At 55.2% G+C, this 23,590-nt stretch carries 21 protein-coding genes and 1 pseudogene; 12 read left to right on the top strand and 10 right to left on the bottom strand.

Annotated features, from left to right (window positions below; genetic code table 11):
• The first annotated feature begins 153 nt into the window (after positions 1 to 153).
• The 3 genes from PanJK_RS00245 to PanJK_RS00235 are packed head-to-tail and all read left to right on the top strand — an operon-like array spanning position 154 to position 2,400.
• Complete coding sequence (locus tag PanJK_RS00245) at positions 154 to 714, top strand: YfiR family protein (protein ID WP_265296690.1); 561 nt, start codon at positions 154 to 156, stop codon at positions 712 to 714.
• A gap of 1 nt (position 715) precedes the next feature.
• The gene (locus tag PanJK_RS00240; protein ID WP_256698651.1) at positions 716 to 1,930 is read left to right on the top strand and encodes a diguanylate cyclase domain-containing protein; all 1,215 of its coding nucleotides are present in this window, start codon (positions 716 to 718) and stop codon (positions 1,928 to 1,930) included.
• Positions 1,927 to 2,400 carry an OmpA family protein gene (locus tag PanJK_RS00235; protein ID WP_256698650.1) on the top strand — a complete coding sequence of 158 codons (474 nt, stop codon included), beginning with the start codon at positions 1,927 to 1,929 and terminating at the stop codon, positions 2,398 to 2,400. The genes PanJK_RS00240 and PanJK_RS00235 overlap by 4 nt, the downstream gene beginning before the upstream one ends.
• On the opposite strand, the gene uvsE is transcribed toward PanJK_RS00235, so the two are convergent.
• Both uvsE and PanJK_RS00225 read right to left on the bottom strand, forming a co-directional pair.
• The gene (gene uvsE / locus PanJK_RS00230; RefSeq protein ID WP_265296688.1) at positions 2,387 to 3,361 is read right to left on the bottom strand and encodes a UV DNA damage repair endonuclease UvsE; all 975 of its coding nucleotides are present in this window, start codon (positions 3,359 to 3,361) and stop codon (positions 2,387 to 2,389) included. The genes PanJK_RS00235 and uvsE overlap by 14 nt on opposite strands.
• Positions 3,362 to 3,486: 125 nt before the next feature.
• Complete coding sequence (locus tag PanJK_RS00225) at positions 3,487 to 5,517, bottom strand: choline transporter (protein ID WP_256698648.1); 2,031 nt, start codon at positions 5,515 to 5,517, stop codon at positions 3,487 to 3,489.
• Positions 5,518 to 5,772: 255 nt separating this feature from the next.
• On the opposite strand from PanJK_RS00225, the gene betI reads away from it, so the two are divergent.
• The 4 genes from betI (at position 5,773) to PanJK_RS00205 (ending at position 10,718) form a co-directional block, all read left to right on the top strand.
• Entirely contained in the window at positions 5,773 to 6,366 is a 594-nt protein-coding gene (gene betI, locus PanJK_RS00220) for a transcriptional regulator BetI (protein WP_256698647.1), read from the top strand.
• Between the two features lie 13 nt (positions 6,367 to 6,379).
• On the top strand, positions 6,380 to 7,852 hold the full coding sequence (gene betB, locus PanJK_RS00215; RefSeq protein ID WP_265296686.1) for a betaine-aldehyde dehydrogenase: 1,473 nt from the start codon (positions 6,380 to 6,382) through the stop codon (positions 7,850 to 7,852).
• Positions 7,853 to 7,880: 28 nt separating this feature from the next.
• On the top strand, positions 7,881 to 9,560 hold the full coding sequence (gene betA / locus PanJK_RS00210) for a choline dehydrogenase (RefSeq protein ID WP_256698645.1): 1,680 nt from the start codon (positions 7,881 to 7,883) through the stop codon (positions 9,558 to 9,560).
• A gap of 255 nt (positions 9,561 to 9,815) precedes the next feature.
• On the top strand, positions 9,816 to 10,718 hold the full coding sequence (locus PanJK_RS00205) for an alpha/beta hydrolase (protein WP_256698644.1): 903 nt from the start codon (positions 9,816 to 9,818) through the stop codon (positions 10,716 to 10,718).
• Here the strand turns inward: PanJK_RS00205 and PanJK_RS00200 are convergent.
• The 4 genes from PanJK_RS00200 to PanJK_RS00185 all read right to left on the bottom strand — a co-directional run bounded on the left by PanJK_RS00200 (position 10,715) and on the right by PanJK_RS00185 (position 15,265).
• The gene (locus PanJK_RS00200) at positions 10,715 to 11,422 is read right to left on the bottom strand and encodes a cysteine hydrolase family protein (protein ID WP_256698643.1); all 708 of its coding nucleotides are present in this window, start codon (positions 11,420 to 11,422) and stop codon (positions 10,715 to 10,717) included. The genes PanJK_RS00205 and PanJK_RS00200 overlap by 4 nt on opposite strands.
• Positions 11,415 to 12,725: a purine-cytosine permease family protein gene (locus PanJK_RS00195; RefSeq protein WP_256698642.1), complete on the bottom strand. Its 1,311-nt coding sequence runs from the start codon at positions 12,723 to 12,725 to the stop codon at positions 11,415 to 11,417. The genes PanJK_RS00200 and PanJK_RS00195 overlap by 8 nt, the downstream gene beginning before the upstream one ends.
• Positions 12,718 to 14,166, bottom strand: a complete 1,449-nt coding sequence (locus tag PanJK_RS00190; RefSeq protein WP_265296685.1) for an amidase — start codon at positions 14,164 to 14,166, stop codon at positions 12,718 to 12,720. The genes PanJK_RS00195 and PanJK_RS00190 overlap by 8 nt, the downstream gene beginning before the upstream one ends.
• Positions 14,167 to 14,365: 199 nt before the next feature.
• Entirely contained in the window at positions 14,366 to 15,265 is a 900-nt protein-coding gene (locus PanJK_RS00185) for a LysR family transcriptional regulator (RefSeq protein WP_256698640.1), read from the bottom strand.
• A 97-nt stretch (positions 15,266 to 15,362) separates the two neighbouring features.
• Here PanJK_RS00185 and PanJK_RS00180 point away from each other — a divergent pair, with 97 nt between their 5' ends.
• Complete coding sequence (locus PanJK_RS00180) at positions 15,363 to 16,415, top strand: SDR family oxidoreductase (protein ID WP_265296684.1); 1,053 nt, start codon at positions 15,363 to 15,365, stop codon at positions 16,413 to 16,415.
• Positions 16,416 to 16,454: 39 nt separating this feature from the next.
• Here PanJK_RS00180 and PanJK_RS00175 read toward each other — a convergent pair whose 3' ends face one another.
• Positions 16,455 to 16,790, bottom strand: coding sequence for a DMT family transporter (locus tag PanJK_RS00175; RefSeq protein ID WP_256698639.1), 336 nt, complete (start codon positions 16,788 to 16,790; stop codon positions 16,455 to 16,457).
• 100 nt (positions 16,791 to 16,890) lie between these two features.
• Between PanJK_RS00175 and PanJK_RS00170 the strand changes: the two genes are divergently transcribed.
• Positions 16,891 to 17,961: an ABC transporter substrate-binding protein gene (locus PanJK_RS00170; protein WP_293793634.1), complete on the top strand. Its 1,071-nt coding sequence runs from the start codon at positions 16,891 to 16,893 to the stop codon at positions 17,959 to 17,961.
• Positions 17,930 to 18,268 (top strand): annotated as a pseudogene (locus PanJK_RS00165) (substrate-binding domain-containing protein); the annotation flags it as partial. The gene PanJK_RS00170 and the pseudogene PanJK_RS00165, both read left to right, overlap by 32 nt.
• Before the next feature lie 72 nt (positions 18,269 to 18,340).
• Here PanJK_RS00165 and PanJK_RS00160 read toward each other — a convergent pair.
• Together PanJK_RS00160 and PanJK_RS00155 are read right to left on the bottom strand one after the other, a co-directional pair.
• A complete protein-coding gene (locus tag PanJK_RS00160) occupies positions 18,341 to 19,666 on the bottom strand; it encodes an HdeD family acid-resistance protein (RefSeq protein WP_265296683.1) in 1,326 nt (441 codons plus the stop codon).
• Positions 19,667 to 19,834: 168 nt separating this feature from the next.
• A complete protein-coding gene (locus PanJK_RS00155) occupies positions 19,835 to 20,623 on the bottom strand; it encodes a sulfite exporter TauE/SafE family protein (RefSeq protein WP_265296681.1) in 789 nt (262 codons plus the stop codon).
• 117 nt (positions 20,624 to 20,740) lie between these two features.
• On the opposite strand from PanJK_RS00155, the gene PanJK_RS00150 reads away from it, so the two are divergent.
• Positions 20,741 to 21,505: an AraC family transcriptional regulator gene (locus PanJK_RS00150; protein ID WP_265296680.1), complete on the top strand. Its 765-nt coding sequence runs from the start codon at positions 20,741 to 20,743 to the stop codon at positions 21,503 to 21,505.
• Positions 21,506 to 21,626: 121 nt separating this feature from the next.
• On the opposite strand, the gene PanJK_RS00145 is transcribed toward PanJK_RS00150, so the two are convergent.
• Positions 21,627 to 22,505 carry a LysR family transcriptional regulator gene (locus tag PanJK_RS00145; RefSeq protein ID WP_265296678.1) on the bottom strand — a complete coding sequence of 293 codons (879 nt, stop codon included), beginning with the start codon at positions 22,503 to 22,505 and terminating at the stop codon, positions 21,627 to 21,629.
• Between the two features lie 121 nt (positions 22,506 to 22,626).
• On the opposite strand from PanJK_RS00145, the gene PanJK_RS00140 reads away from it, so the two are divergent.
• Complete coding sequence (locus PanJK_RS00140; RefSeq protein ID WP_265296677.1) at positions 22,627 to 23,478, top strand: Vmh family MBL fold metallo-hydrolase; 852 nt, start codon at positions 22,627 to 22,629, stop codon at positions 23,476 to 23,478.
• Positions 23,479 to 23,590: the final 112 nt, after the last annotated feature.

The raw sequence follows: 23,590 nt of genomic DNA, 5'->3' as shown, positions 1-23,590 counted from the left end.
GTACAAATATCGCGGGGATTTTCTCAGGGTGTGCATTTATGCATGCAAGGTCGCCATGAATGGCGACCTTACCGGGGAGATGTGTACTTTTTTAACCGCAGCGATGGTAATATTTGCGCGCTGAACAATGCGAAGAACTTTCGGGAACGCAGTATGTTACGTAAACATCACATTCTTCGGGAAGCCGACGTGCTGCTTTCCCTGCTCCACATCTGCAAAATCGTCATTACTGCCCTTTTTCTGCTGCTGTTTATTTCTCGCTCAGCTATTGCTGAAATAAAAGACGATAAAGCCAATCGCATTGTCAGCGGCATTATTAGTTTTACCCATTGGCCGGGATTAACCGGAGCGCCGCAGCTTTGCATATTTTCTTCTGCACAGCATCTTTCGCTGCCACAAAACAAAGTGCCTTCATCTGTACCGTTTAGCGTGGTTTATCTCTCCAGCGAGAGCGAACTGGCGACGCAGCATTGCGATGCGGTCTATTTTGGCGATCAGACTCCGCAACAACAGGTTGAACTGTTTGAACGTTTCAAGGGTAAAGCGGTATTGACCCTGGCTGAGAACAATGCGGAATGTACCATCGGCGCCGCCTTCTGCCTGATCTTTAAATCAGATCACACGCTGTTCTCAGTCAACCTTGATTCGCTTGCCAGGAGCGGCGTCAAGGTAAGTCCGGACGTGTTGTTGCTGTCCCGCAATGGAAGCAAATAAGATGAAATTAGAAAATTCAATTAATGATAAATCATCGATTCGCAACAAGTTGCGTAAGATCAGCACCATTAACTCGGCGGTAATTTTACTGCTGTGCTGGCTGTTGCTCTCCTCGACTTCCCTGCTGTTTATTAAAAGCTACGAGAAAAGAAACCTCGAATTAATTGCCGCCACGCTCAGCACCACGCTGACCGCCGCCACGGTTTTTGAAGACAGTTACGACGCGCATAATAAAATCGCGCGACTCGGCAATGAAGGCATGTTCGATTCGGCGAAATTAGTGACTGACGATCAAACCGTTTTAGTGGACTGGCATGATCAACAGGAACAAACCGGCTGGTATCCGCGTTTATTACGTGAGTGGATTTATCTCAAACCGTTTAGCGTCAATATTATCCACTCTGAAACCAACGTCGGTACGCTGACGTTGGAAGGTACGGTGACCGGCGCGGCGGATTTTATTCGTTATTCGCTGATGATTCTGACTAGCGGCATGCTGTGCGTATTAATCATCTCCTTCATGCTGAGTGAATTCCTCCATCGCGGCATTCTCGCCTCGCTGCGCAACATCACCAGCTCGATTCACTATGTCATCCATTCCGGTGATTTTTCCTTACGTATTCCAGAAAGTCCGACGCGCGAGTTTCAGCTGTTTTCGAATGACCTCAACTCGTTGCTGACAGAGATGCAGACGCTGCAGGCTTCTCTGATGCGTGATAACCGCACGCTGGCGGCTAAAGCGCTGGAAGATCCTTTGACCGGCCTCGCCAACCGCGCCGCCTTTGTGGCGCGCTTAACACAGTTGCTCGATCAGCAATTGGCGAAAGAGCGCTTCGTTTTACTGTTTCTTGATGGCGATCGCTTTAAAAGCATCAACGATAATTGGGGCCATGCGGCCGGTGATGAGGTGCTGAAAGCCATTGGTTCACGCCTTTCAACATTGGCTTATAAGCAGGATTTGGTCGCCCGTCTAGGTGGCGATGAGTTTGCCATGTTGGTAAGCAGCCGCGCCAGCGACGCGCAACTGCAGTTGCTGATGCAGGATATTAGCGAGTCGATCAGCCAGAAAATCATTATTGCGGAAGGCACATCGATTTCTACCTCGGTGACCATTGGTTACGCCTGGTCGCAGCACGGTGATACCGTTGAGTCGATTCTGGAACGCGCAGATATGAACATGTACAAAAACAAGGGAATGAGTAAGGTGCGGATATGAAGATGAAAATTTTCCTGATGGTGTGTGTGTTAGCGCTGGTCGGTTGCCAGACAAAGGGACGTTTCAGTGACGAGCAGATTGCGGCGATGCGTAATGCCGGATTCAGCCAAAATAGCGAAGGCTGGGGATTAGGCTTATCGGACAAAATCCTGTTTGGCGTCAATGAAGCGCAACTTACTCCCGCCAGTAAAGAGAATATTCAGTCGATGGCGAAAAATCTGGCGGCGACCGGTATTCACCATGTGCGTATCGACGGACATACCGATAATTACGGCAAAGCGGATTACAACCAGCAGCTGTCATTGAAAAGAGCCAACGCCGTCGCAACACAATGGGCAACAGGCGCCGCGATTCCGCGCGAAAATATTATTACGCGCGGATTAGGCATGAGCGCACCGATTGCCAGCAACAACAATGCGCAGGACCGCGCGCAAAATCGCCGCGTTGCGATTGTGATTACGGCGCCGTAATTATCTGGCGCGCAATCGCATAATCATAAAGGCGGTCGCGCGCTAAATTCTTCATCTTTACTTCGCACATAATATCGAAGGCGTTAAACGACAGCGCCCAATCATTTAAGCTTTGATTGAAGTAATAATCGGCATGGGCGCGAAGTTTGCTTTTCGACACCGCCAAATCCTGCTGATCCGGGAAACCGTGATCGGGAATCAGACCTTCCTGCGCAATTGAATAGTGCAAAACGGGCCGCACACCACGCCACGACTCTTTAATCAGCGCGATGCGCGCATCGTCAGCCTGAATATAGTTATTCTCTTTCACCCAATGATGGTGAATATCCAGTACCACTGGACACAGCTCACGCGCCTGCAACACATCGTCCAGCGAACAGGATATTTCATCATTCTCCACCGTCAGCATATTGCGCGCTTCAGGACTCAGCCGCAGAAACGCGGCGCGAAATCCCTCATAGCCCTTTTTACCGTTCATATGGATGTTGATTTTGAAATCCTGAAACTGGCGGCCATAACCCATTAACACCGCGCAGGTGGTGTGATACTCCACGTCTTCAATTGCGCGATCGACCACGCCATCATTATCGGAGGCCAGCACCGTATATTGGCCGGGATGGAATGACAGGCGGATATTATTGGCACGCGCCAGCTCACCACAGCGACGTAATAACGGTGTGAGATCGGGCAATAATTCGCCGTATAGCTGCATCGCTTCAGGCACGGTATACAGCGGCAACAGATCGCTGCCGATGCGCATCATGCGCAGCGCGTCCGGCTGAGTGGCAAGCTGTTCGAGCGTGAGAAGGATATTATGCAGATTGTTTTGCGCCAGCTGGTTCAACAGTGTGATGCGTGAATCATCGTCAAGGCCGAGAAAGCGCGTGCGGGTGGTACTTTTGAAGGGATACGGCTGTTTAGCCTGTTGATCCAGATACTTACAAGCAAAGCCTAATTTCATTTCATCCCCCCGTTTAATCAGCCTGAAAGCTTAGCTGTTATTTGGAAATGTGCACGGTTGGTCGTCATAAAGGGCGATCAACCGTGCAGGGTTTTGAAGGGTCGCCATTTATGGCGCGCAACAAATCACACGTCCGGGAACGTCATATTGCTGCCCGGCGCTTCACGATGCAGATGGATAAAGTTCAGGTGACGCTCGTACTGATCGAGAATATCGATAATCACCTGCTCTTTGTTGTAATCCATCAAATCGTTGCCCTGGCTGCCTTCCAGCAGGAAGGTTTCCAGACGGTAATAAGTCGACTTACCGCTGCGTGCGCGATAGGTAAAGCCCGGAACCGAATATTGCTGCGGCCAGATTTGATAAACGAAATCCTGCTCATCACCCAGCAACACGCGCAGATCGAGGTGGCCCAGCGGCTGCCCCTCTTCTGGCTCGGCACGCTCCAGCGAGATACGTCCACCGCGCAGCTCCAGCTCTTTCGCCACATCCTGCATCGCCGGGAACAGCACCTCTTCCATCATCTTCTGCGTATAGCGCGTGCCCGGATAGTTCATCAGGCGCGACAGGCGTTTCTTCCAGCTCAGGCGATCGTTACTGGCCGGAATGTACGGCGCGGTGTCGCGGCTGGCGCTGGCACGGCGATGATCCTCGACCTTCAGCGATTTATACAGCCCGGCCATTACAAAGAAGATCACAAAGCTAAACGGTAAGCCCATGATCACCGTAGCGTTCTGCAGGGCAGAAATACCGTTGGTCATCAGCATACCCATCGTCAGCACACCAATCGCAATCGACCAGAAGATACGCAGCCAGTTCGGTGCATCGCTGTTGATGTCTTTCAGCTTCGAGGTGAAGTTACCCAACACCAGCGAACCGGAATCCGCCGACGTCACGTAGAACAGCATACCGGTGATGGTGGCCACCGAAGCACTGAACTTGAACGCCGGATACTGCGCCAGCAAGCTGTAGAAGCCGCGTTCAGCATGCGCCATCACTTCCTGGGCAAAGCCGGCGTCGCCATGAATAATTTCATACAGCGCCGCGTTACCAAACACCGACAACCACAGCAGCGTAAAGGTGAACGGGATAATCAGCGTACCCAGCACGAACTCACGAATAGTACGACCGCGCGAGATACGGGCAAGGAACAAGCCAACGAATGGCGACCAGGCAACCCACCACGCCCAGAAGAACAGCGTCCAGCTATTCATCCACTCGCGTGGCTGATCAAAGGCAAAGGTATTCAGCGTCATACCCATAAAGCGATTGACGTAGTCACCGACGTTCAACACCAGCGCGTTGAGCAGGAAATCGGTTTTGCCCATAAACAGCACGAACAGAATCAAGCCCAGCGCCAGCGCGACATTCAATTCAGAGAGAATACGGATGCCTTTATCTACGCCGGAGGTCACTGAGATGGTGGCGATGATCACCGAAAGCACGATCAGCGCGGCCTGTGCCGTGAAACCTTCCGGCACATCGAACAGCACGTTGAGGCCGTAGTTCAGCTGCACCACCCCAATTCCCAGGGTAGTGGCGATACCAAAAATGGTGCCGATCACCGCAGCGATATCCACCGTGTGACCAATCGGGCCATTAATGCGTTTGCCAAAAATTGGATAAAGCGCTGAACGGATAGTGAGCGGCAGGTTGTAGCGATAGCTGAAATAGCCGAGCGCGATGCCCATCAAGGCGTACATCGACCAGCCGGTGACGCCATAGTGGAACAGCGTCCACACCATCGCCTGACGCGCGGCTTCCATGGTCTGCCCTGCACCTTCTGGCGGCTGCATATATTGCGTTACCGGTTCGGCAACCGAGAAGAACATCAGGTCAATACCGATACCGGCGGCAAACAGCATCGCCGACCAGCTCAGTAAACTGAACTCGGGTTTAGATTGCTCCGGCCCAAGCTTGATAGCGCCATAGCGCGAACACGCCATATAGATGACGAACACGATGTACAGCGTGGCAGCGAGCATGTAGTACCAGCCAAACGTGGACGTGACCCAATTAACGGCGGTCAGAAGCCAGCTGGCAGCGAGTTCGCTGTAAAAAATCGTGACAAGTGAAAATGTCAGAATCAGTCCGGCGGAGGTGTAAAACACCACAGGATTGATTCTGTCTTTTTCACTGGCAGGTGGATTAATCATCGATTACCTCTGGTTAATTTCCTGTAGTACGTGCCAATGAACCCTGATTCGGCCGCCATAAATGACGAGCCGACGAGGGAAGTGCGGTTTTCGTGGGGTGCGCGTGAGTACACACCTGATGAGATCCCTTCAACCCACCGCTTCGTTTTTGTAACAATCCAAGCACAGCATCCTAACAAATTTCTTTTTTATATTGAACGTGCAATCAAAAAAAGTTTTAATAGTGTTCTAAGATTGAAGTGGAGCTGGAGTGTTATGCCAAAGGTGGGAATGCAGCCGATACGTCGTCGGCAACTGATTGATGCGACCCTGAGCACCATTAACGAAGTCGGGATCAACGACGCCACCATTGCGCAGATTGCGCGACGTGCTGGCGTATCGACAGGCATCATCAGCCACTACTTCAAAGACAAGAACGGTCTGCTGGAAGCCACGATGCGTGACGTAACCCGTCAACTGCGTGATGCGGTAGCTGCAAGGTTAAAACCGCTGGCCGGCGCCAGCACCGAAGCGCGCCTGCTGGCGATTGTGGAAGGCAACTTTGATGATTCGCAGGTGCACAGCGCCGCGATGAAAGCCTGGCTGGATTTCTGGGCCAGCAGCATGCATCAGCCACAGTTGGGCCGTTTAGAACGCGTAAGCAGCCGTCGATTGTTTTCCACACTGGCAGCCGAATTTCGTCGCGTTATTCCGCGCGAAAAGGCGCGTCTGGCGGCACATGGCCTTGCTTCATTGATTGATGGCCTGTGGCTGCGCGCGGCGCTCAGCGGCAAACCGTTCGATTTGGCTATCGCCAGACAGCTCACCACCCAATTCATTCGTCAGCAATTGGCTGACCAGAATCACTGAGGAAGGAGAAATCATGTCCCGATTCACCGAGCAACACCTTTATATTGATGGCGCAGGGGTTCCCGCTGCGGCAGGCAACACATTCCAGACCATCAACCCGGCAAACGGCGAAGTGCTGGCCGACGTGCATGAAGCCGCTCGCGCAGACGTTGATCGCGCCGTTGCCGCAGCGAAAAAAGGCCAGAAAGTTTGGGCGGCGATGACCGCCATGGAACGTTCGCGCATTCTGCGTCGTGCGGTCGATATCCTGCGTGAACGCAACGACGAGCTGGCCGTGCTGGAAACCCTCGATACCGGCAAACCGCTGAGCGAAACCCAATACGTGGATATTGTGACCGGTGCCGACGTGCTGGAGTACTACGCGGGCTTGATTCCTTCTCTGGAAGGCCAGCAAATCCCGCTGCGCGACACCTCTTTCGTGTATACCCGCCGCGAACCGCTGGGCGTGGTGGCCGGTATCGGCGCGTGGAACTATCCGATTCAGATCGCTTTGTGGAAATCCGCGCCTGCGCTGGCCGCCGGTAACGCGATGATCTTCAAACCGAGCGAAGTTACGCCGCTCACCGCGCTGAAGCTGGCAGAAATTTACACCGAAGCGGGCGTACCAAACGGCGTGTTCAACGTGTTGAACGGTCGCGGTGCGGTCACCGGCCAGCTGCTCACCGATCATCCGGGCATCGATAAAGTCTCCTTCACCGGCGGCGTCGCCAGCGGTAAGAAAGTGATGGCGAATGCGGCAGGCTCAACGCTGAAAGACGTCACCATGGAGTTGGGCGGTAAATCCCCGCTGATCATCTTCGATGACGCCGATCTCGACCTCGCCGCTGATATCGCCATGATGGCGAACTTCTACAGCTCGGGCCAGGTTTGCACCAACGGCACGCGCGTGTTTATCCCGGCTACGTTGCAAGCGGCGTTTGAAGCGAAAATCGCCGAGCGCGTGGCGCGCATCAAGGCGGGCGATCTTAACCATCCCGATACCAACTTCGGTCCGCTGGTGAGCTTCGCACATCGCGACAACGTGATGCGCTTTATCGAATCCGGTATCAGCGAAGGTGCGCGTCTGCTGTGCGGCGGTAAACGCCTGAGCGGCGCGGACTTCGATAACGGCGCGTGGGTTGAACCGACCGTGTTCACCGACTGCCGCGATGAGATGACCATTGTGCGCGAAGAGATCTTCGGGCCGGTGATGTCGATTCTGACTTACGAAAGCGAAGAAGAAGTGGTTCGCCGCGCCAACGCCACCGAATTTGGCCTCGCGGCGGGTGTGGTAACTCAGGATCTTAACCGCGCTCACCGCGTGATTCACCAGATTGAAGCGGGTATCTGCTGGATCAATACCTGGGGCGAATCTGACGCCGCGATGCCTGTCGGCGGTTACAAGCATTCGGGTGTCGGCCGCGAAAATGGCCTGATGACGCTGCAAAACTACACGCAGGTGAAATCGGTGCAACTCGAAATGACCCGTTTTCAGTCCGTATTTTAATTTTGGCTTTTAACCTGAGGAACGACTAATGGAATTTGATTACATCATTATCGGAGCCGGATCCGCAGGGAACGTTTTGGCAACAAGACTGACCGAAGATAGCAGCGTCAATGTGCTGCTTTTAGAAGCGGGCGGCCCAGATTACCGCTTCGACTTCCGCACGCAGATGCCTGCGGCGCTGGCTTTCCCGCTGCAGGGAAAACGCTATAACTGGGCGTACGAAACCGAACCTGAACCGTACATGAATAACCGCCGCATGGAGTGCGGACGCGGTAAAGGTTTGGGCGGATCGTCGCTGATCAACGGCATGTGCTACATCCGTGGTAACGCGATGGATCTCGATAACTGGGCCAATGAGCCTGGTCTGGAAAACTGGAGCTACCTGAACTGCCTGCCCTACTATCGCAAATCTGAAACGCGCGATATCGGTGCCAATGATTATCACGGCGGCGAAGGTCCGGTGAGTATCACCACCTGTAAACCAGGTAACAATCCGCTGTTCGCGGCAATGATTGAAGCCGGCGTGCAGGCGGGTTATCCGCGCACGGACGATCTGAACGGCTATCAGCAGGAAGGTTTTGGGCCAATGGATCGCTTTGTGACGCCGAAAGGTCGCCGCTCCAGCACCGCGCGCGGTTATCTCGATACCGCTAAGACGCGTCCGAACCTGAAAATCGTCACCCATGCGACCACTGACCGCATTCTGTTTGAAGGTAAACGCGCGGTTGGCGTGCAGTATCTGCTAGGTTCCAGCAATACGTCGCATCAGGCGCACGCGCGTCGTGAAGTATTGCTGTGCGCCGGTGCCATCGCCTCGCCGCAGATTCTGCAGCGTTCCGGTGTTGGTTCCGCTGAACTGCTGAAACAGTTTGATATCCCGCTGGTGCATGATTTGCCGGGCGTGGGCGAGAACTTGCAGGATCACCTCGAAATGTACCTGCAATATGAGTGCAAAGAGCCGGTATCACTCTATCCGGCACTGAAGTGGTGGAACCAGCCGAAAATCGGTGCGGAGTGGCTGTTTAACGGCACCGGCGTCGGCGCCAGCAACCACTTTGAAGGCGGCGGCTTTATCCGCAGCCGCGAAGAGTTCAGCTGGCCGAATATTCAGTATCATTTCTTGCCGGTAGCGATTAACTACAACGGCTCGAACGCGGTGGAAGCGCACGGTTTCCAGTGTCACGTTGGTTCGATGCGCTCACCGAGCCGCGGCCATGTGCGCCTGAAATCACGCGATCCACGCCGTCATCCGGCGATTCTGTTCAACTACATGTCACATGAACAGGATTGGCAGGAGTTCCGCGATGCGATTCGTATCACGCGCCAGATCATCAACCAGCCGGCGCTGGATAAATATCGCGGTAAAGAGATCAGCCCAGGCCTGGATTGCCAGACCGATGAGCAGCTGGATGAGTTTGTGCGTAATCATGGCGAAACGGCTTATCACCCGTGCGGCACCTGTAAAATGGGTACTGACGAGATGTCGGTCGTTGATGGCGAAGGCCGCGTGCATGGCGTCGAAGCGCTGCGCGTGGTGGATGCGTCAATCATGCCGTTAATCATCACCGGTAACCTGAATGCCACTACCATCATGATCGGCGAGAAAATCGCGGATAACATTCGTGGCCGCCAGCCGCTGCCGCGCAGCGAAGCGGATTACTTTGTTGCCGGTGATAAACCGGTGCGCGCTGAACCGATGCGTGGATGAGATTGATTTAAGGGCGACGTTAGTCGCCCTTTTCTTTTGTCGCAAATTCAAGCTGCAACTCGCGTCTTAATCATTGGACAAATTGAACACCGCACAATGGTTACATGTTACTATTAATAATCAATTAAAAGTATGTTGTAACTACAACCCTTAATTCTCGCCCCCGTCGCATTTGGTAATACAAAGCAACGCCCTCTTCATCTTCTCTGCTGATTTATCTGCTTCAATAAGCCTCTAATTTCATGAGGATTCGCCATGAACCGCCGCCACTTTTTATCGTATCTGACACTTTCCACGCTGGCCGTACGTAGCGGGCTAACCTTTGCTGCTTCAGCGAACGTAACAACCCAAGTTTTACCGCTGTGGCCTGATTTACCGCCGGGCGGCGGCGGTCCTGCTGGCGATTTGGTTATTTCAGCCAAAGGTGCGCAGCGTAATATCGTGCAGCCCACACTCACCGTATTAACGCCGCCCTCGCCCAACGGCCGCGCAGTATTGATCGCCGCAGGTGGCGGCTATACGCGCATTGAAATGGGCAAAGAAGCCTGGCCAGCCGCAGCCTGGTTGACGGCACGCGGATATACCGCTTATGTGCTGAGCTATCGTTTGCCGCATGAAGACTGGAACGATGGCGCGATGGTTTCACTGCAGGACGCACAACGCGCGCTGCGCCTGGTGCGGCAGCGTGAAAAGCATGTCAGCGTGCTGGGATTTTCCGCCGGTGGGCACCTGCTTGGAATGGCGGTCACGCGCGCGGATTTCCGCTCGTATAGGGCCACCGATGCACTGGATAACCTGCCCGCCACCGCCGATCGCGCCGCGCTGATCTATCCCATCATCACGCTGGAGCCGCCTTACACGCACACCTCAACCCACAAAATTCTGGTGGGCAAAAACGCGCCTGCCAGTGAAGACGCCGCATGGTCGGTGCAGGAGTTTGTTAATCCGCAATCGCCGCCTTTCTTTCTGGTGCAGGCGGAGGACGATCCGATTTCCGATCCAAATAACACGCTGATTATGGCTGACGCCTGCAAGCGCCAGCACGTGCCCGTGGAGATGCATCGCTACAGCAACGGCGGACATGGATTTGGTATGGGCAGGCCCGGCACGCCGACAATGGCGTGGCCTGAGCACTATCAAAGGTGGCTAGAGCGTTAACCGACTTCAGACATTTGTTTGCTAGCCAATCCCGCCAGCAAAGTCTGCGAACTGGCCACCGCACCAAAAATCCCGCCCTGCATATGGATCATGCTGAGCGCCGCTTCGTGGTGTTTCAGCTCGGTCGCCGCACAGCAATCAGATAAGACTAAACACTCGAAGCCGCGATCGTTGGCTTCGCGCAGCGTGGTATGCACGCAGACATCGGTGGTGATGCCGCTGATGATCACATTGCGAATGCCCCGGCTGCGCAGGATCAGTTCGAGATCGGTGGCATAAAACGAGCCTTTACCCGGTTTATCGATGATGACTTCACCCGGCAGCGGCGCCAGTTCCGGGATAATCTCCCAACCCGGTTCACCGCGCACCAGAATGCGCCCGCACGGACCGGGCGCGCCGATTTCTGCCTGCATGCGCTTCGAACGCCAGCGCTTGTTCGCAGGCAAATCACTTAAGTCGGGCCGATGCCCTTCGCGTGTATGGATGATCGGGAAGCCCAACTTGCGCATCGTTGCCAGCACCTGCTGCAGCGGCTTAATCGGCGCGCGCGTTAAAGCAATGTCGTAGCCCATGCTATCAACGTAACCGCCCTTGCCGCAGAAATCGGTTTGCATATCGATGACGATCAGCGCGGTATCCTGTTGGCTGCAGCGGCCGTCATACGGCCACGAGTAAGGGGTTGAATCAATGGCGTAATCAGGCATTTTTTTCCTCCATCACATTTACCGTACTTTCACGTTTCAGTTTCACAATCAGCGTGTAGCTAGCGGCGGCAGTGACCAGACCAATCACTGCTTCACCAAACTGTGGGAAAGCGATATGCGCAATCACCGCACACAAGCTGCCGATCGCCCAGGCGGCAAAGGCGCTGCCGCGCAGACGGCGCAATTTGCGCTGTTCGCTGATTTTGGCCATGAAGATCAAATCGACAATCATCACCGCGCCAAACGGCGGCACCACGATACCGAGCAAACTCAGCCATTCAAGGAAATAGGACCACACGCCAGCCAGCGCCAGCGCGCCGCCGATCACGCCGAGGATCACCGTCCATAAGCGCATTTTGCTGCTAAAAAGATGGCTAAAACCAACCGCGCCGTTATACAAGCAGTGCGTACACACTGAACCGAGGTTGATAAACACAAACAGGAAGGCAATCACCGAGAGCAGCATGCCGTGACCCATTAGCATTGGCAGGAAGTTGCCGCCGTTGCTCGCGGGATCGACTGCCGCGCCTACCGCCACAATCACCACGCCAAACAGATAAGAGATGACGTTCGCCACCGGGAACGCAGAGAACGCGGCAATCACCGCCGATTTACCGTCTTTTGACCAGCGGGTGAAATCTGCCGTCATGGTGCCGGAATCGGCAAAACCGGCCACCACCATGGTTACGGCGGTGCCCATGCTCATCGCGCCCACCGCGCTGCTGCTGCCGGTAAACTGCGTGATGGTGCTGAAATCATGATCCTTCCCAATCAGCCACAGCGCCACCAATCCCAACACCACGAACAGCGGTGCCGCGATCATGCCGAGCACTGACAAGGCGCGCACGCCGAGGAAGGTGATGGCGGTATACAGCACCATGGCAAACGCCGTCACCGCCAGCGCGTTCCAGCCAAAGGTCTGGTTGATCACCGTCCCGGTTAAGCCGGTCTGGAAGGCGTACCAGCCGATCACCACGATTGAGAGAAAGCCCGAAACAAAAATGTAGCCTTTGGTGCCGAAGGTGCGTTTCGCCTGCAGCGCAAAGTTCATGCCGGTGTTACCCGCGAACCAACTGAGCGCGCCAACATAGGCAAACAGCACCAGATTACCCAGCAGAATGGCAATCAGCGCCGGCCAGAAGCCAAGATGCCAGGTAATGATGCCGCCAAACAGCGCATTGGTGAGGATCATCGGGAAACCAAACCACACCGCCGACACCGAACCGGTCGAGTGGCGATGGCTGAGCGGAACCGGTTCGTGCTCGAACTCCTGCTCTAACGCCGGTGAATTTTTGTTAGTCATGGGCAACTCCGATTGAAACAGGTGTGATGTGATTCCAGGGTTGTATGCGCTCGAATGCGGCACTTGCCGCCAGCACCAGGCCATCGTCCAGATGACGACCCACGATTTGCATGCCAATCGGCAATCCGCTGGCGGTAAAGCCCGCGGGAACAGATGCCGCCGGTTGGCCGGTAAAATTGAACGGGAAGCAGAATGAGAGCCAGTGATCGCTACGCACCATGCGGCCATTGATAATCTCCGGTCCCTGCATGTTGAGCGGGAATGGCGGCACCGCCAGCGTCGGCGACAGCAGCAGATCGTAATGCTGCATAAAGCGCCACATCTGATTGCACAGCTTTTTACGCGTGGTGTTGGCGTCGGTAAAGGTTTCAGCCCGCCAGTCGTGTTGCAGCATGGCGCTGAGATGCGGTGACATACGTGAACCGAGTTCAGCTTGCATGTTACGCATGCCGGAAAGATCGCTCTCAAAGGCCACTAGCGCGGCAAAAGTGGCACCTTCATCGGCGATGCCGGGATCGACTTCATCCAATTCGGCGCCAAGTTCACGGGCAAAACGACGCGCAGCATGAGTGACAATGTCACGCACTTCAGGGTCGACGGCGATGTAGCCGAAATCCGCGCTGAAGGCGATGCGCATACCACCGAGTGGCTTATTCAGCGCGGCTAGCCAATCGACGTCATTGCAGGGAATCGAGTGGCGATCGCGCATATCGGGCCCCGCCATCACCGACATCATCAATGCGCTGTCGCGCACCGAACGCGTCATTGGGCCGATATGTTCCAGCGATTCCCAGCTGGAAACGCCGGGATACCGCTCGTCGCGACAACCCGGCCACAAAGGTACGCGCCCCATTGACGCTTTCAGGCCAAACACGCCGCAGTGCGCAGCAGGAATGCGCACCGAACCGCCGCCGTCGCTGCCTAAGGCAATCGGACACAGGCGCGCTGCCAGTGCCGCACCGGAACCGGCGCTGGATCCGCCCGGCGTTTTGCTGAGATCCCACGGATTGCGCGGTGATGGAAACAGCGGATTATGCCCGACACCGCTGTAACCAAATTCCGGCGCGGTGGTTTTCCCCAGCAGCACCGCATCAGCGGCCAGCAGGCGTTCAACGGTGATGTCATCCTCATCCGGAACGAAATCGGCGTAGGCATACGATCCCGAGGTGGTTTTCACGCCGGCGGTGCATATCAGGTCTTTCACCGCCAGCGGCACGCCCGCCAGCGTACCCAGCGATTCGCCGCGCGCGCGCTTTGCATCCACGGCAGCCGCCTGTTGCAGTGCCAACTGCGGTGTGGCGGTACAAAACGCCTGAATCTGCGGGTCACGCTGCTCCATACGATCGATTGCGGCTTGCGTCACTTCCTGCGCCGAGACGTCGCCGCTCCGGATTAACGCCGCCAGCGTGGTGGCATCCTCATCCAACAGTGCATCAAACATGCGAATACTCCCGATTTATGACTTATCGGGAACGTTGCAGTTTGCGTGCCAAAAAACGCCAGAAATGAGGGTGCAGGCCGCCAGGCCAGATGGGATACGCTCTTGGATACAAGATCGAATACTTATGTTTCTTTACAATACAGATGTGGATACAAGAAGCACGAAAATGGCGCAGCCATGCGCCACGATGGAGAACGGCTTAATCAGCCGCAGGGATTAAATCCACCAGAACCTGTTCGAGCACCTCAACCACGCGTCTTACGCGCAGCGGGATGAAGCGCGCATCGGGAAACACCGCGTAGAGAAAACGGTCTGGCAGGCGATATTGCGGCAAGATGCGCACCAGCGATCCTGATTGCAACGCTTCGTGCACCAGCGGTAATTGCATGCCGCCGACGCCGATATTCGCCTGCAGCGCCTGCAATAACCCTTCGCTGCTGTTGGCACGAAACACGGTATTCACCGCCAGCGCCACGCTGTCCTGATGGGATATCAGGCGCAGCGGCGCCTCTTTATCGATGCCGCTGAAGCGGACATGCGGATGCTCCGCCAACTCTGCCAGCGTGGTGATCGGTGTTGCGCGTACCCGCTCAGGCGCAGCAAACAGCGGTGTTTCAATACGCGCCAGTAAGCGCGCCGGAAACATCTCAGGCGGCGTTTCACTCAGGCGCAACGCGATATCCACGCCTTCACTCACCAGTTCAGCCACACGATCGTCGAGCGCGATGGTCAGATGCAGTTCAGGGTTCGCGCGTTGCAGCGCCAGCAAATGCGGCAGAAACCGCTGGCCTAATCCGCTGGGTAACTGGATATGCACCCTACCTTGCAGCGCTTGCTGCGCCGGACGCAACTGGCTCTCTACTTCCTGCATCGCGGCAACCAGCGGCTGCATCTGCTGTAAATAACGCTCGCCCTGCTCGGTTAATTTCATGGCGCGCGTGGTGCGGTGCAGCAACACGATGCCGAGTTCCTCCTCCAGCGCGGCGATTTGCTGGCTCACGGCGGATTGTTTCATGCCGCACAGGCGTGCCGCCGCCGAAAAGGATCCGGCTTCCGCCACGCGCATGAAGGTGTTGATAGCATTGAGTTTGTTATTCATTTAATGATTTTTCTGATAAGTGACATCTGAATTATGGGATATCAGCAATAAAAATAATAGATAACACTACCGCTGTATTGTTCACAGGAGAATCATGATGTCGCAAACACATAACGTTGCATTGGTGGCAGGCGCAACTGGGATTGTGGGCAGTCAGCTGGTCACCGTACTGCGTCAGCAGGATTGGCAGGTGATCGGCCTGACGCGCCAGCCCGGAGCCTCAACGCACGATATCCCTTTCATCCATGTTGATCTGCTGGATGCGCAACAGAGCGCACAGGCACTGGCCCCGCTCAATCAAGTGACGCATATCTTCTACAGCGCGTGGCAGAATGCCGAAAGCTGGCGCGAGATGGTCGAGCCTAACGTGACGATGCTGCGCAATCTGGTGGTTAACATCGATAAGGTCGCGCCGCTGCGCAGCGTCAGTTTAATGCAGGGATACAAAGTGTATGGGGCACATTTGGGGCCGTTCAAAACGCCCGCGCGTGAGAGCGATGCTGGCGTGGCAGGAGCCGAATTCAATGCGGAACAGCTGCGCTGGCTCAGTGACTTTCAGCGCGGTAAAAGCTGGCACTGGCATGCCTTGCGTCCCGGCGTGGTCGGCAGCGCGCTGCCCGGCAATGCCATGAACCTGGCGCTGAGCATCGCGATCTATGCCTCGCTGTGTAAATCTCAGGGTTTGCCGCTGCGTTTTCCCGGCTCTTCACTCGCCTGGCACAGTATGGTCGATCACACCGATAGCGGATTGCTCGCGCAGGCCACGCTGTGGGCGGCCAATGCGCCTGGCGTCCACAATCAGGCATTCAACGTTAACAATGGCGACTTGTGGCGCTGGAGCGAACTGTGGCCGGCGATTGCCCGCTGGTTTGAACTGGAATGCGCGCCAGCGGTAAATCTGTCGTTTCATCAGCTTTTCCAGGATTACCGCGACCGATGGCAAAACATCGCTGAACAAAATCAGCTGATCGAGCCGGATATCTTGCAGCTGAATGATGGGCAATTTGCCGATTTTGTCTTTGGCTGGGATTACGACATGTTTGGAGACGGCAGCCAATTACGGCGCGCGGGTTTTAGCGGTTATCAGGCAACGGATGAGATGTTCTTTACGCTGTTTACGCAATTACGCGCAGCTCGCATTATCCCTTGACGCCAGCAGGGAAGCCTGCGCTTCCCTGTTGTTACTCGATTAATGCAGAATGGTTTTGGAGAAAAACTGAATCACCACAATGCCAAGACCGATTAACATCAGCCCGATAATCGCTGGCCAATCCAGCTTCTGGCCATAGAAGAAGTACGACATTACGGAGACAAGGAAGATGCCCATTCCGGCCCAGATAGAATAAGCGATGCCGACATTCATCTGCTTAACCACCTGCGAAAGGCCATAAAATGAGATTGCATAGCCCACCACCACCACGACGCTCGGAACCCACCGCGTAAATCCCTGCGAGGCTTTCATCATGGTTGTTGCAAGTGTTTCCGCCACGATTGAAATAGCGAGAATCAGGTAAACATTATTCATTTCAGCATCCTTTATCTGATGTGGGTGCCACATTAAACAATCATATCCCGTTCCACACAATCGCTATATACTCCGGTGCATATCGTATTCAGGAGCCTTTATGCCCATCTCATTTAAGCGGATTATTCTCGCGGGGTTTCTCACGTTTACCTCCCTGCACAGCTATGCCAGCCGCGTCGTCACCGATCAAATTGGCCGTCAGGTGGAGATTCCAGACAAGATTGATCGCGTTGTGGTGCTGCAGCATCAGACCCTGAACCTGCTGGTGCAGCTCAACGCCACCGATAAAATCGTCGGGATTTTGGCGAACTGGAAACAACAATTAGGTGAGGGTTATGCGCAATTGGTGCCAGAACTGACGCACAAAGCGATGCTCGGCGATTTGACGCATGTCGATTTGGAAAAGCTGGTGGCGCTGCATCCGCAGGTGGTGTTTGTCACCAACTATGCGCCGAAAGAGATGATCGACCAGATTTCTGCCTTAGGCATTCCGGTGCTGGCGATTTCACTGCGTCACGATGACGCCGGTCAGCAAGGCAAAATTAATCCCAGCATGCAGAATGAAGATCAGGCTTACGATCTCGGCATTAAGGAAGGCATCACGCTGATTGGCAATGTGGTTAACAAGCCAACACAGGCGCAGGAATTGATTGATGCCGCCTTTGCCGGACGCAAAATCGTCAGCGATCGTTTGAAGAATCTGCCAGAACAGCAACGCGTGCGCGCTTATATGGCGAATCCCGACCTCACAACTTACGGCTCTGGAAAGTACACCGGCTTGATGATGGCGCATGCGGGCGCATTCAATGTGGCGGCTGCGACGGTGCAAGGTTTCAAACAGGTCAGCATGGAACAGGTTGTGGCGTGGAATCCGCAGGTGATATTCGTGCAGGATCGCTATCCCAACGTGGTGCAGGCGATCCAGCAGGATGCGCGCTGGCAAACCATTGACGCGGTGAAAAATCATCGGGTGTGGCTGATGCCGGAATACGCCAAAGCCTGGGGCTATCCGATGCCAGAAGCGATTGGCCTCGGCGAACTGTGGATGGCGAAAAAGCTCTACCCGGAAAAATTCCGCGACATCGATATGCAACAACAAGCCGACCGCTGGTATCAGCGCTTCTACCGGACACACTATCATGACCATGCTGAAGATTCTGGCCGCCGGTAGTTTACGCGCGGTGTGGCCGGATTTGGTGGCGGCATTTAGCGTGCTTTCCGGCCTCAAAGTCAACACCGATTTCGCTCCAGCGGGCCTGCTGCGCCAGCGCATTGAGGCCGGTGAACCGTGCGACTTGTTTGCTTCCGCCAATCGACAGCATCCTGAAGCGCTATTGCAGTCGGGACGCGCAGCAGAAGCAGGATTGTTTGCCGCTAATACGCTTTGCCTGACCATAAAGCGTGACATTGTCACGCAAGCGGATGATTGGCTATCGTTGCTGTGCCGGAATGATTTGCGCTTAGCGACCTCAATGCCGCGCAGCCTTTCGCGGCATTTCTCTCATCCGCTGCGGCGCAAACGCTTCTGCAGCAGCACGGTTTTATGGCGTTTACGGATCGGTAGCCGAATGCTTATAACCAAGCTGCTGCTGTAGCCAACTCGCCGCTCTTTTATAGCGACTCAAGCGCTGTGCCGGTGCCAAAACCTGGCGCAACAGCAGGCAATAATCCATCACCAATCCCGGCGTCCAGGTCATGCCTTCGGCGCGGCTGCGCACCAGGCTCAACAGCCAGAAGTCAGGATTGAACAGCACCCATAGACCCTGTAAACCGCGCTCGCCAAGCAAACCTTCGGTGGCGACATCCAGCGCCTGAATCACGCTGGTGGAGCAGTTACGCGAGGTCAGATTATAGCGCGTGTCGCTGGCGTTGCTGAGCCAGAAATTTCGCAGCGCCTGCTGATTGTAGTGTGGCAACGTCAGGCGTTTGTCGGGCCGGCACCACGCCTTGATCTCTTTCTCCAGTGAAGGCAGGAAACACCCTTCCACATCAAACTCCTCTTTCGCCCGCAGCGTTTTCAGAAAGCCACGAAAATCGCGGGAAACGTCATCCGCAGGATAGAGGCTGATGTAAATCTCTTCGCCCATCTCCAGCGAGGTATGGCCGGTAGAGACTTCGCCGCGATGGTCAATCGCCGCCACCCAGCGATCAAACCATGGACGACGCCCCGCCACATCGCCGGAACCCACCGGCGTCCAGATGTAGACGTTAAGAGGCGTACTCGGCGCATGCTGCCCCATAGGTGGATGCACATAACCTAATCCGTGCGGCGCACGCAGACCGGCACGCGTAAACATTGGCAATGCAGTGACACTCGTGTTGGCGGGCAAGGCGTGGATTTGTGCCGTCATCACCAGCAGATTGATGCCCCAACCCAACAGCAACAGCGCAAAACAGAGCGGCACAATCACATGCGGTGATAGCGGCCAGTGGGTGGCAATCAGCACGCTGAACGCCAGTTCGCTACAGCCGAGCGTTAACTTGCGCGTCCAGCGCCGACAGCGCATCAGACAACATGAGATGACGCGAAAACCGCCATCGAGTAAAAACACCGTAGCGAATGCCAGTGAAAGGCACACGCCGCTGTCGTGGGGAGCGAGAAACACCAGCGCGCCAAAGATCAGCAATACCGTCGATTTCATCAATGACGGCCAGGCGATACCGGCAGGTGCGTAAAACGCATTTAACGCTTCCGCTCCGCCCTCTAATGCCAAAAACATGCCTAAGAGCTGCAAGGGAAAGGAGACCGTTCCATGTTGCAGCAGATCCATCACGATCCCGGCACCGGCCCCCAGACAAATCACACCTAATGCGGCGAGATACGGCCAGCCGGATCTGAGTGCCGGCCCACCCATCAGCAGAAACAGTAATCGCAACAAATGAACACTCCAGCGCTTAACTCAAAGCTCAGTACGTTCTGTAGACGCGGGCAATCTGCAGGAGTTCGGCGATCGCCCTCTAATTCTGACTTCGTTTACTGATGGTTGTAACAATGAGGGCACTGTACGTGGCGAAGCTTAAAATTGGCTTAACGATTAGCCGGTTTACACAGCGATAGCCAACAATACCAGGCACAACAGCAGAACATAGGTACGCGCATGCCAGACATCGGGCACCGCCGGAATACAGCGGCGGGCAAACACCATCCCGATAAAACCGGCGACCACCAGCAGCAGTAAAATTTTCAGGCTGATAAAGCCGAGATAACCGCTGGCAGGAATCTGCTGCCAGCCGCTGATGGCGTAAGTTATCGCGCCAAAAATGGCGACCGGCAGCGACAGCGGATTAGCCGCGCTGACGCAATCGCGCATGGCATAACCATGACGACGCAGCAGCGGCACGGTCATTACGCTGCCGCCAACGCCGAGCATGGCGGCGATCACACCAATTACTGTGCCGCCTGCGCTGACGGTCAGCCGCGTCAACATTCGCGGTGCAGTGCGGCTAAAGAAGCCTTTCCGCAGCAGGCAATCAGCGATAGTCACCACCATGTAAAGCATAAACAGCCTGCGCACCCACATGTCGCTCATCACACCCGCCAGCCACGATCCGATCACCGCACCGAGCGCGATAAACCAGATTAGCGGCAACAAAGGGACATCATGCAATTTGCCCGCTCGCCAGTTTTGATAGCTGGCCCAACCGGCGTTGAAAATCATCACGGCGGTCGAGGTTGCCACCGCGATATGCATCGCCTGCGACGCCAGTAGCAGCTGCTGCAACAGCAATTGATAGACAAACGGCACCACCACAAAACCGCCGCCAAAACCAAACAACACCGTGGTGATGCCGGTCGCAAATCCCGCCAACCCAATAATTAACAGCTCGTTCATCGCCTTTCTCTGCATCATGAAAAGAGTGATGCAGCTTACGCAGCAAGCAGCCCGCTTCCCATTTGCGCAGCGCTGATTTACCCTTGCAAATCAGTCAATTTGCGGTGGATGTCGGGGATGCGAAATAGTCACATTGATGAATACGACTATATTGATCGTGACGTGGTGGCGCTGGGCAATGACTACGCGCAGGGATTTGTACTGCCAGAGCATCGCCATCGCCGCGCGCAGCTGCTGTATGGTGCGACGGGTTTAATGCACGTCGCAACGCAGGCGGGCGAATGGGTGGTACCACCACAGCATGCGGTGTGGATTCCGCCGAACACTGTGCACAGCGTGAAGTTTGTCGGCGTCTCGACGCGCAGCCTGTATATCGAGCCCATTTGCGCGGCAGCATTGCGCGATCGCTGTAGCGTCATCAGCGTCTCACCGCTGCTGCGACAACTGTTGATTGAAGCCGTTGATTTACCGCTGTTATATGCATCCGATCGCGATCGATTGCTGGTGCAGTTGCTGCTATTGGAGCTTGCGGCGATGCCTGCACGGGAATTCGATATTCCGCTGCCGCAGCATCCGGCGTTGTTGGCGCAATGCCAGAACTTCTTACTGGCGCCAACCATTCATGATGCGGCAGATGACTGGGCCAGCGCGATGTTTATGAGCCCCAGCACCTTCCGCCGCCATTTCCTGCAGCAAACCGGTTTGTCCTTCTCTGCCTGGCGACAGCGCGCCTGCGTGGTGACGGCGCTGGCGTGGCTGGTGGCGGGCAAATCGGTTAACGAGGTGGCGCTCTCGCTCGGCTATGACAGCAGCTCCGCCTTCACCACTATGTTTCGTCGCGTCACCGGTCAGGTGCCATCATTTTATATCGGCCACAATTGAACAAAGTTTCGCCACAACTTTGGCGATTTCAGGCTGAAAACCGGCTTTTCGTAGCCAGAATTATTTGCCTAACTCACTGATTATTGATTAATTCCTTCCAGCCCAGATGCATGTCGAACATTCAGGCGCTTAGCTGCTGCTGCACCGCATCTAAAAACGCCCGCAGCGCCGCCGGTTGCCGTTCACGCGACATGTAAAGACCATAGATCGCCAGCGTTTTTGGCTGATAAGCCGGCAGTACGGTTTGCAATTGTCCGTTGTTGATGGCGTTGCGCGCTTCCATCTCCGGTACCATCGCCACTCCACAACCGGCAATCGCCGCATCACATAGAACCGACGAGATGCCGGCGCTGAAATTGCCGTGCACCGCCGCACTGATCGTTTCGCCCTGCGCATCTGAAAATTGCCAGCTCTGCCCGGCGAAACGGCTGTAATGCAGGCAGTTATGCTGCGCAAGATCGGCTGGCGATTGCGGCGAACCATGCACCTGCAGATAGTCCGGCGATGCACACACCACCGAAACACATTCACCTAAACGTCGGGCGATGGCGCCAGGTTCGGGATCGTCAGTGATGCGCACCGCGACATCAATGCGCTCGCCGATCAAACTCACCGGCTGATTGTTAATCTCCAGCTCGATGCGCACCGCCGGGAAACGCGCCAGGAATGCCGGGATCATCGGCCCCAAAATATGCGTGGCGGTGGAGTGCGCACAGGCGACGCGCAACGTGCCGTGCGGCTCGCTATCCGCGCCCTGATCGGCAATCTCTTCAGCCAATCTGGCTAGCGCGCGCGATTTTTCGAGGATCTTCTCGCCAGCGGGCGTGATGGTTAGCTTGCGCGATGATCGGTGCAGTAAACGCGCGCCAGCCCACTTCTCCATTTCATCCAGATAGCGGCTGACCATTGGCCGCGAAATATCCAGTGCACGCGCCGCAGCACTTAAGCTGCCCAGTTCGCAAATGCGGTTAAACACTGTTGCCGCCGTGACTCTGTCCATGTTGGCTCCATCTGATCGTTTTATGAAACTGATCATATCCAGTTTCGGGAATTCTACCAGCCAGCGATTTCCCTACAATAGAGCCACAAATACGGCGAAGTGCCGGATAAAGGAAAATTCGATGAAAATGAAAACGCTGACACTGGCATTGGCCTTTGCCACCTTGCCTGCCTTCGCTGCACCACTCAATCTAGAAGTGTATAACCCGCAGGAGAATGGCATTTTCCCGGTCTCTTCCACGCTGGTTTCCGGTCCGCATGAAGCGATACTGTTTGATGCGCAATTCAGCACCAAAGACGGTGAAAAGCTGGTGCAGATGATTAAAGCCAGCGGTAAAAAGCTGACGCAGATTGTTATCACCTCCGGCGATCCTGACTTCTATTTTGGTCTGGAACCGATTGTAAAAGCGTTCCCGCAGGTGAAGATTGTGGCGACGTCGGACGTGGTGAAACACATCGAAGCGACCAAAGCCGCCAAGCTGGCGTATTGGGGCCCGCAGATGAAGGACGGCGCACCAAAACAGCTGTATGTTCCGCAGGTTACGCATGCCACCAGCTTTAAAGTCGACGGTGAAACGCTGGAACTGCGTCACGCCAATGATTACGCCGCCTACGTGTGGATCCCGGCCAACAAAGCGATTCTTGGCGGCACCGGCGTGGCTTCCGGCATTCACGTCTGGACCGCCGATACGCAAACGCCAGCTGTTCGTCAGCAGTGGCGTAATGTGCTAAGCGAGATGCAAAAACTGCAACCTAAGCAAGTAATTCCGGGCCATTATCTTGGCGAGCGCACGGCGGGTGATGCGGCGATTACCTTTACCTTGAACTACCTGCAAACCTTTGAGAAAGCGTTACAGCAGCATAAAGGTTCGGCCCAGGTGATCGAGACCATGAAAGCCGCTTATCCGCATCTGCCGGAGGAGAGTTCGTTGGACCTGAGCGCCAAAGTGAATACCGGCGAGATGAAGTGGTAATGGATGTTTCCGTGAGTGAGGTCGCCATGAATGGCGACCTTCGAAAACCGCAGAGAATCCAGCAAATACAAAGCGCATTTGATTTGATAGGATTTTGGCCCGAATTTGCGAA

The sequence above is a fragment of the Pantoea sp. JK genome (assembly GCF_026130245.1).
In the GTDB taxonomy this organism is placed as follows: Bacteria; Pseudomonadota; Gammaproteobacteria; order Enterobacterales; family Enterobacteriaceae; genus Pantoea; species Pantoea trifolii.
Note: the sequence above shows the minus strand (reverse complement) of the source record. Positions and strands in the feature narration are given on the sequence as shown.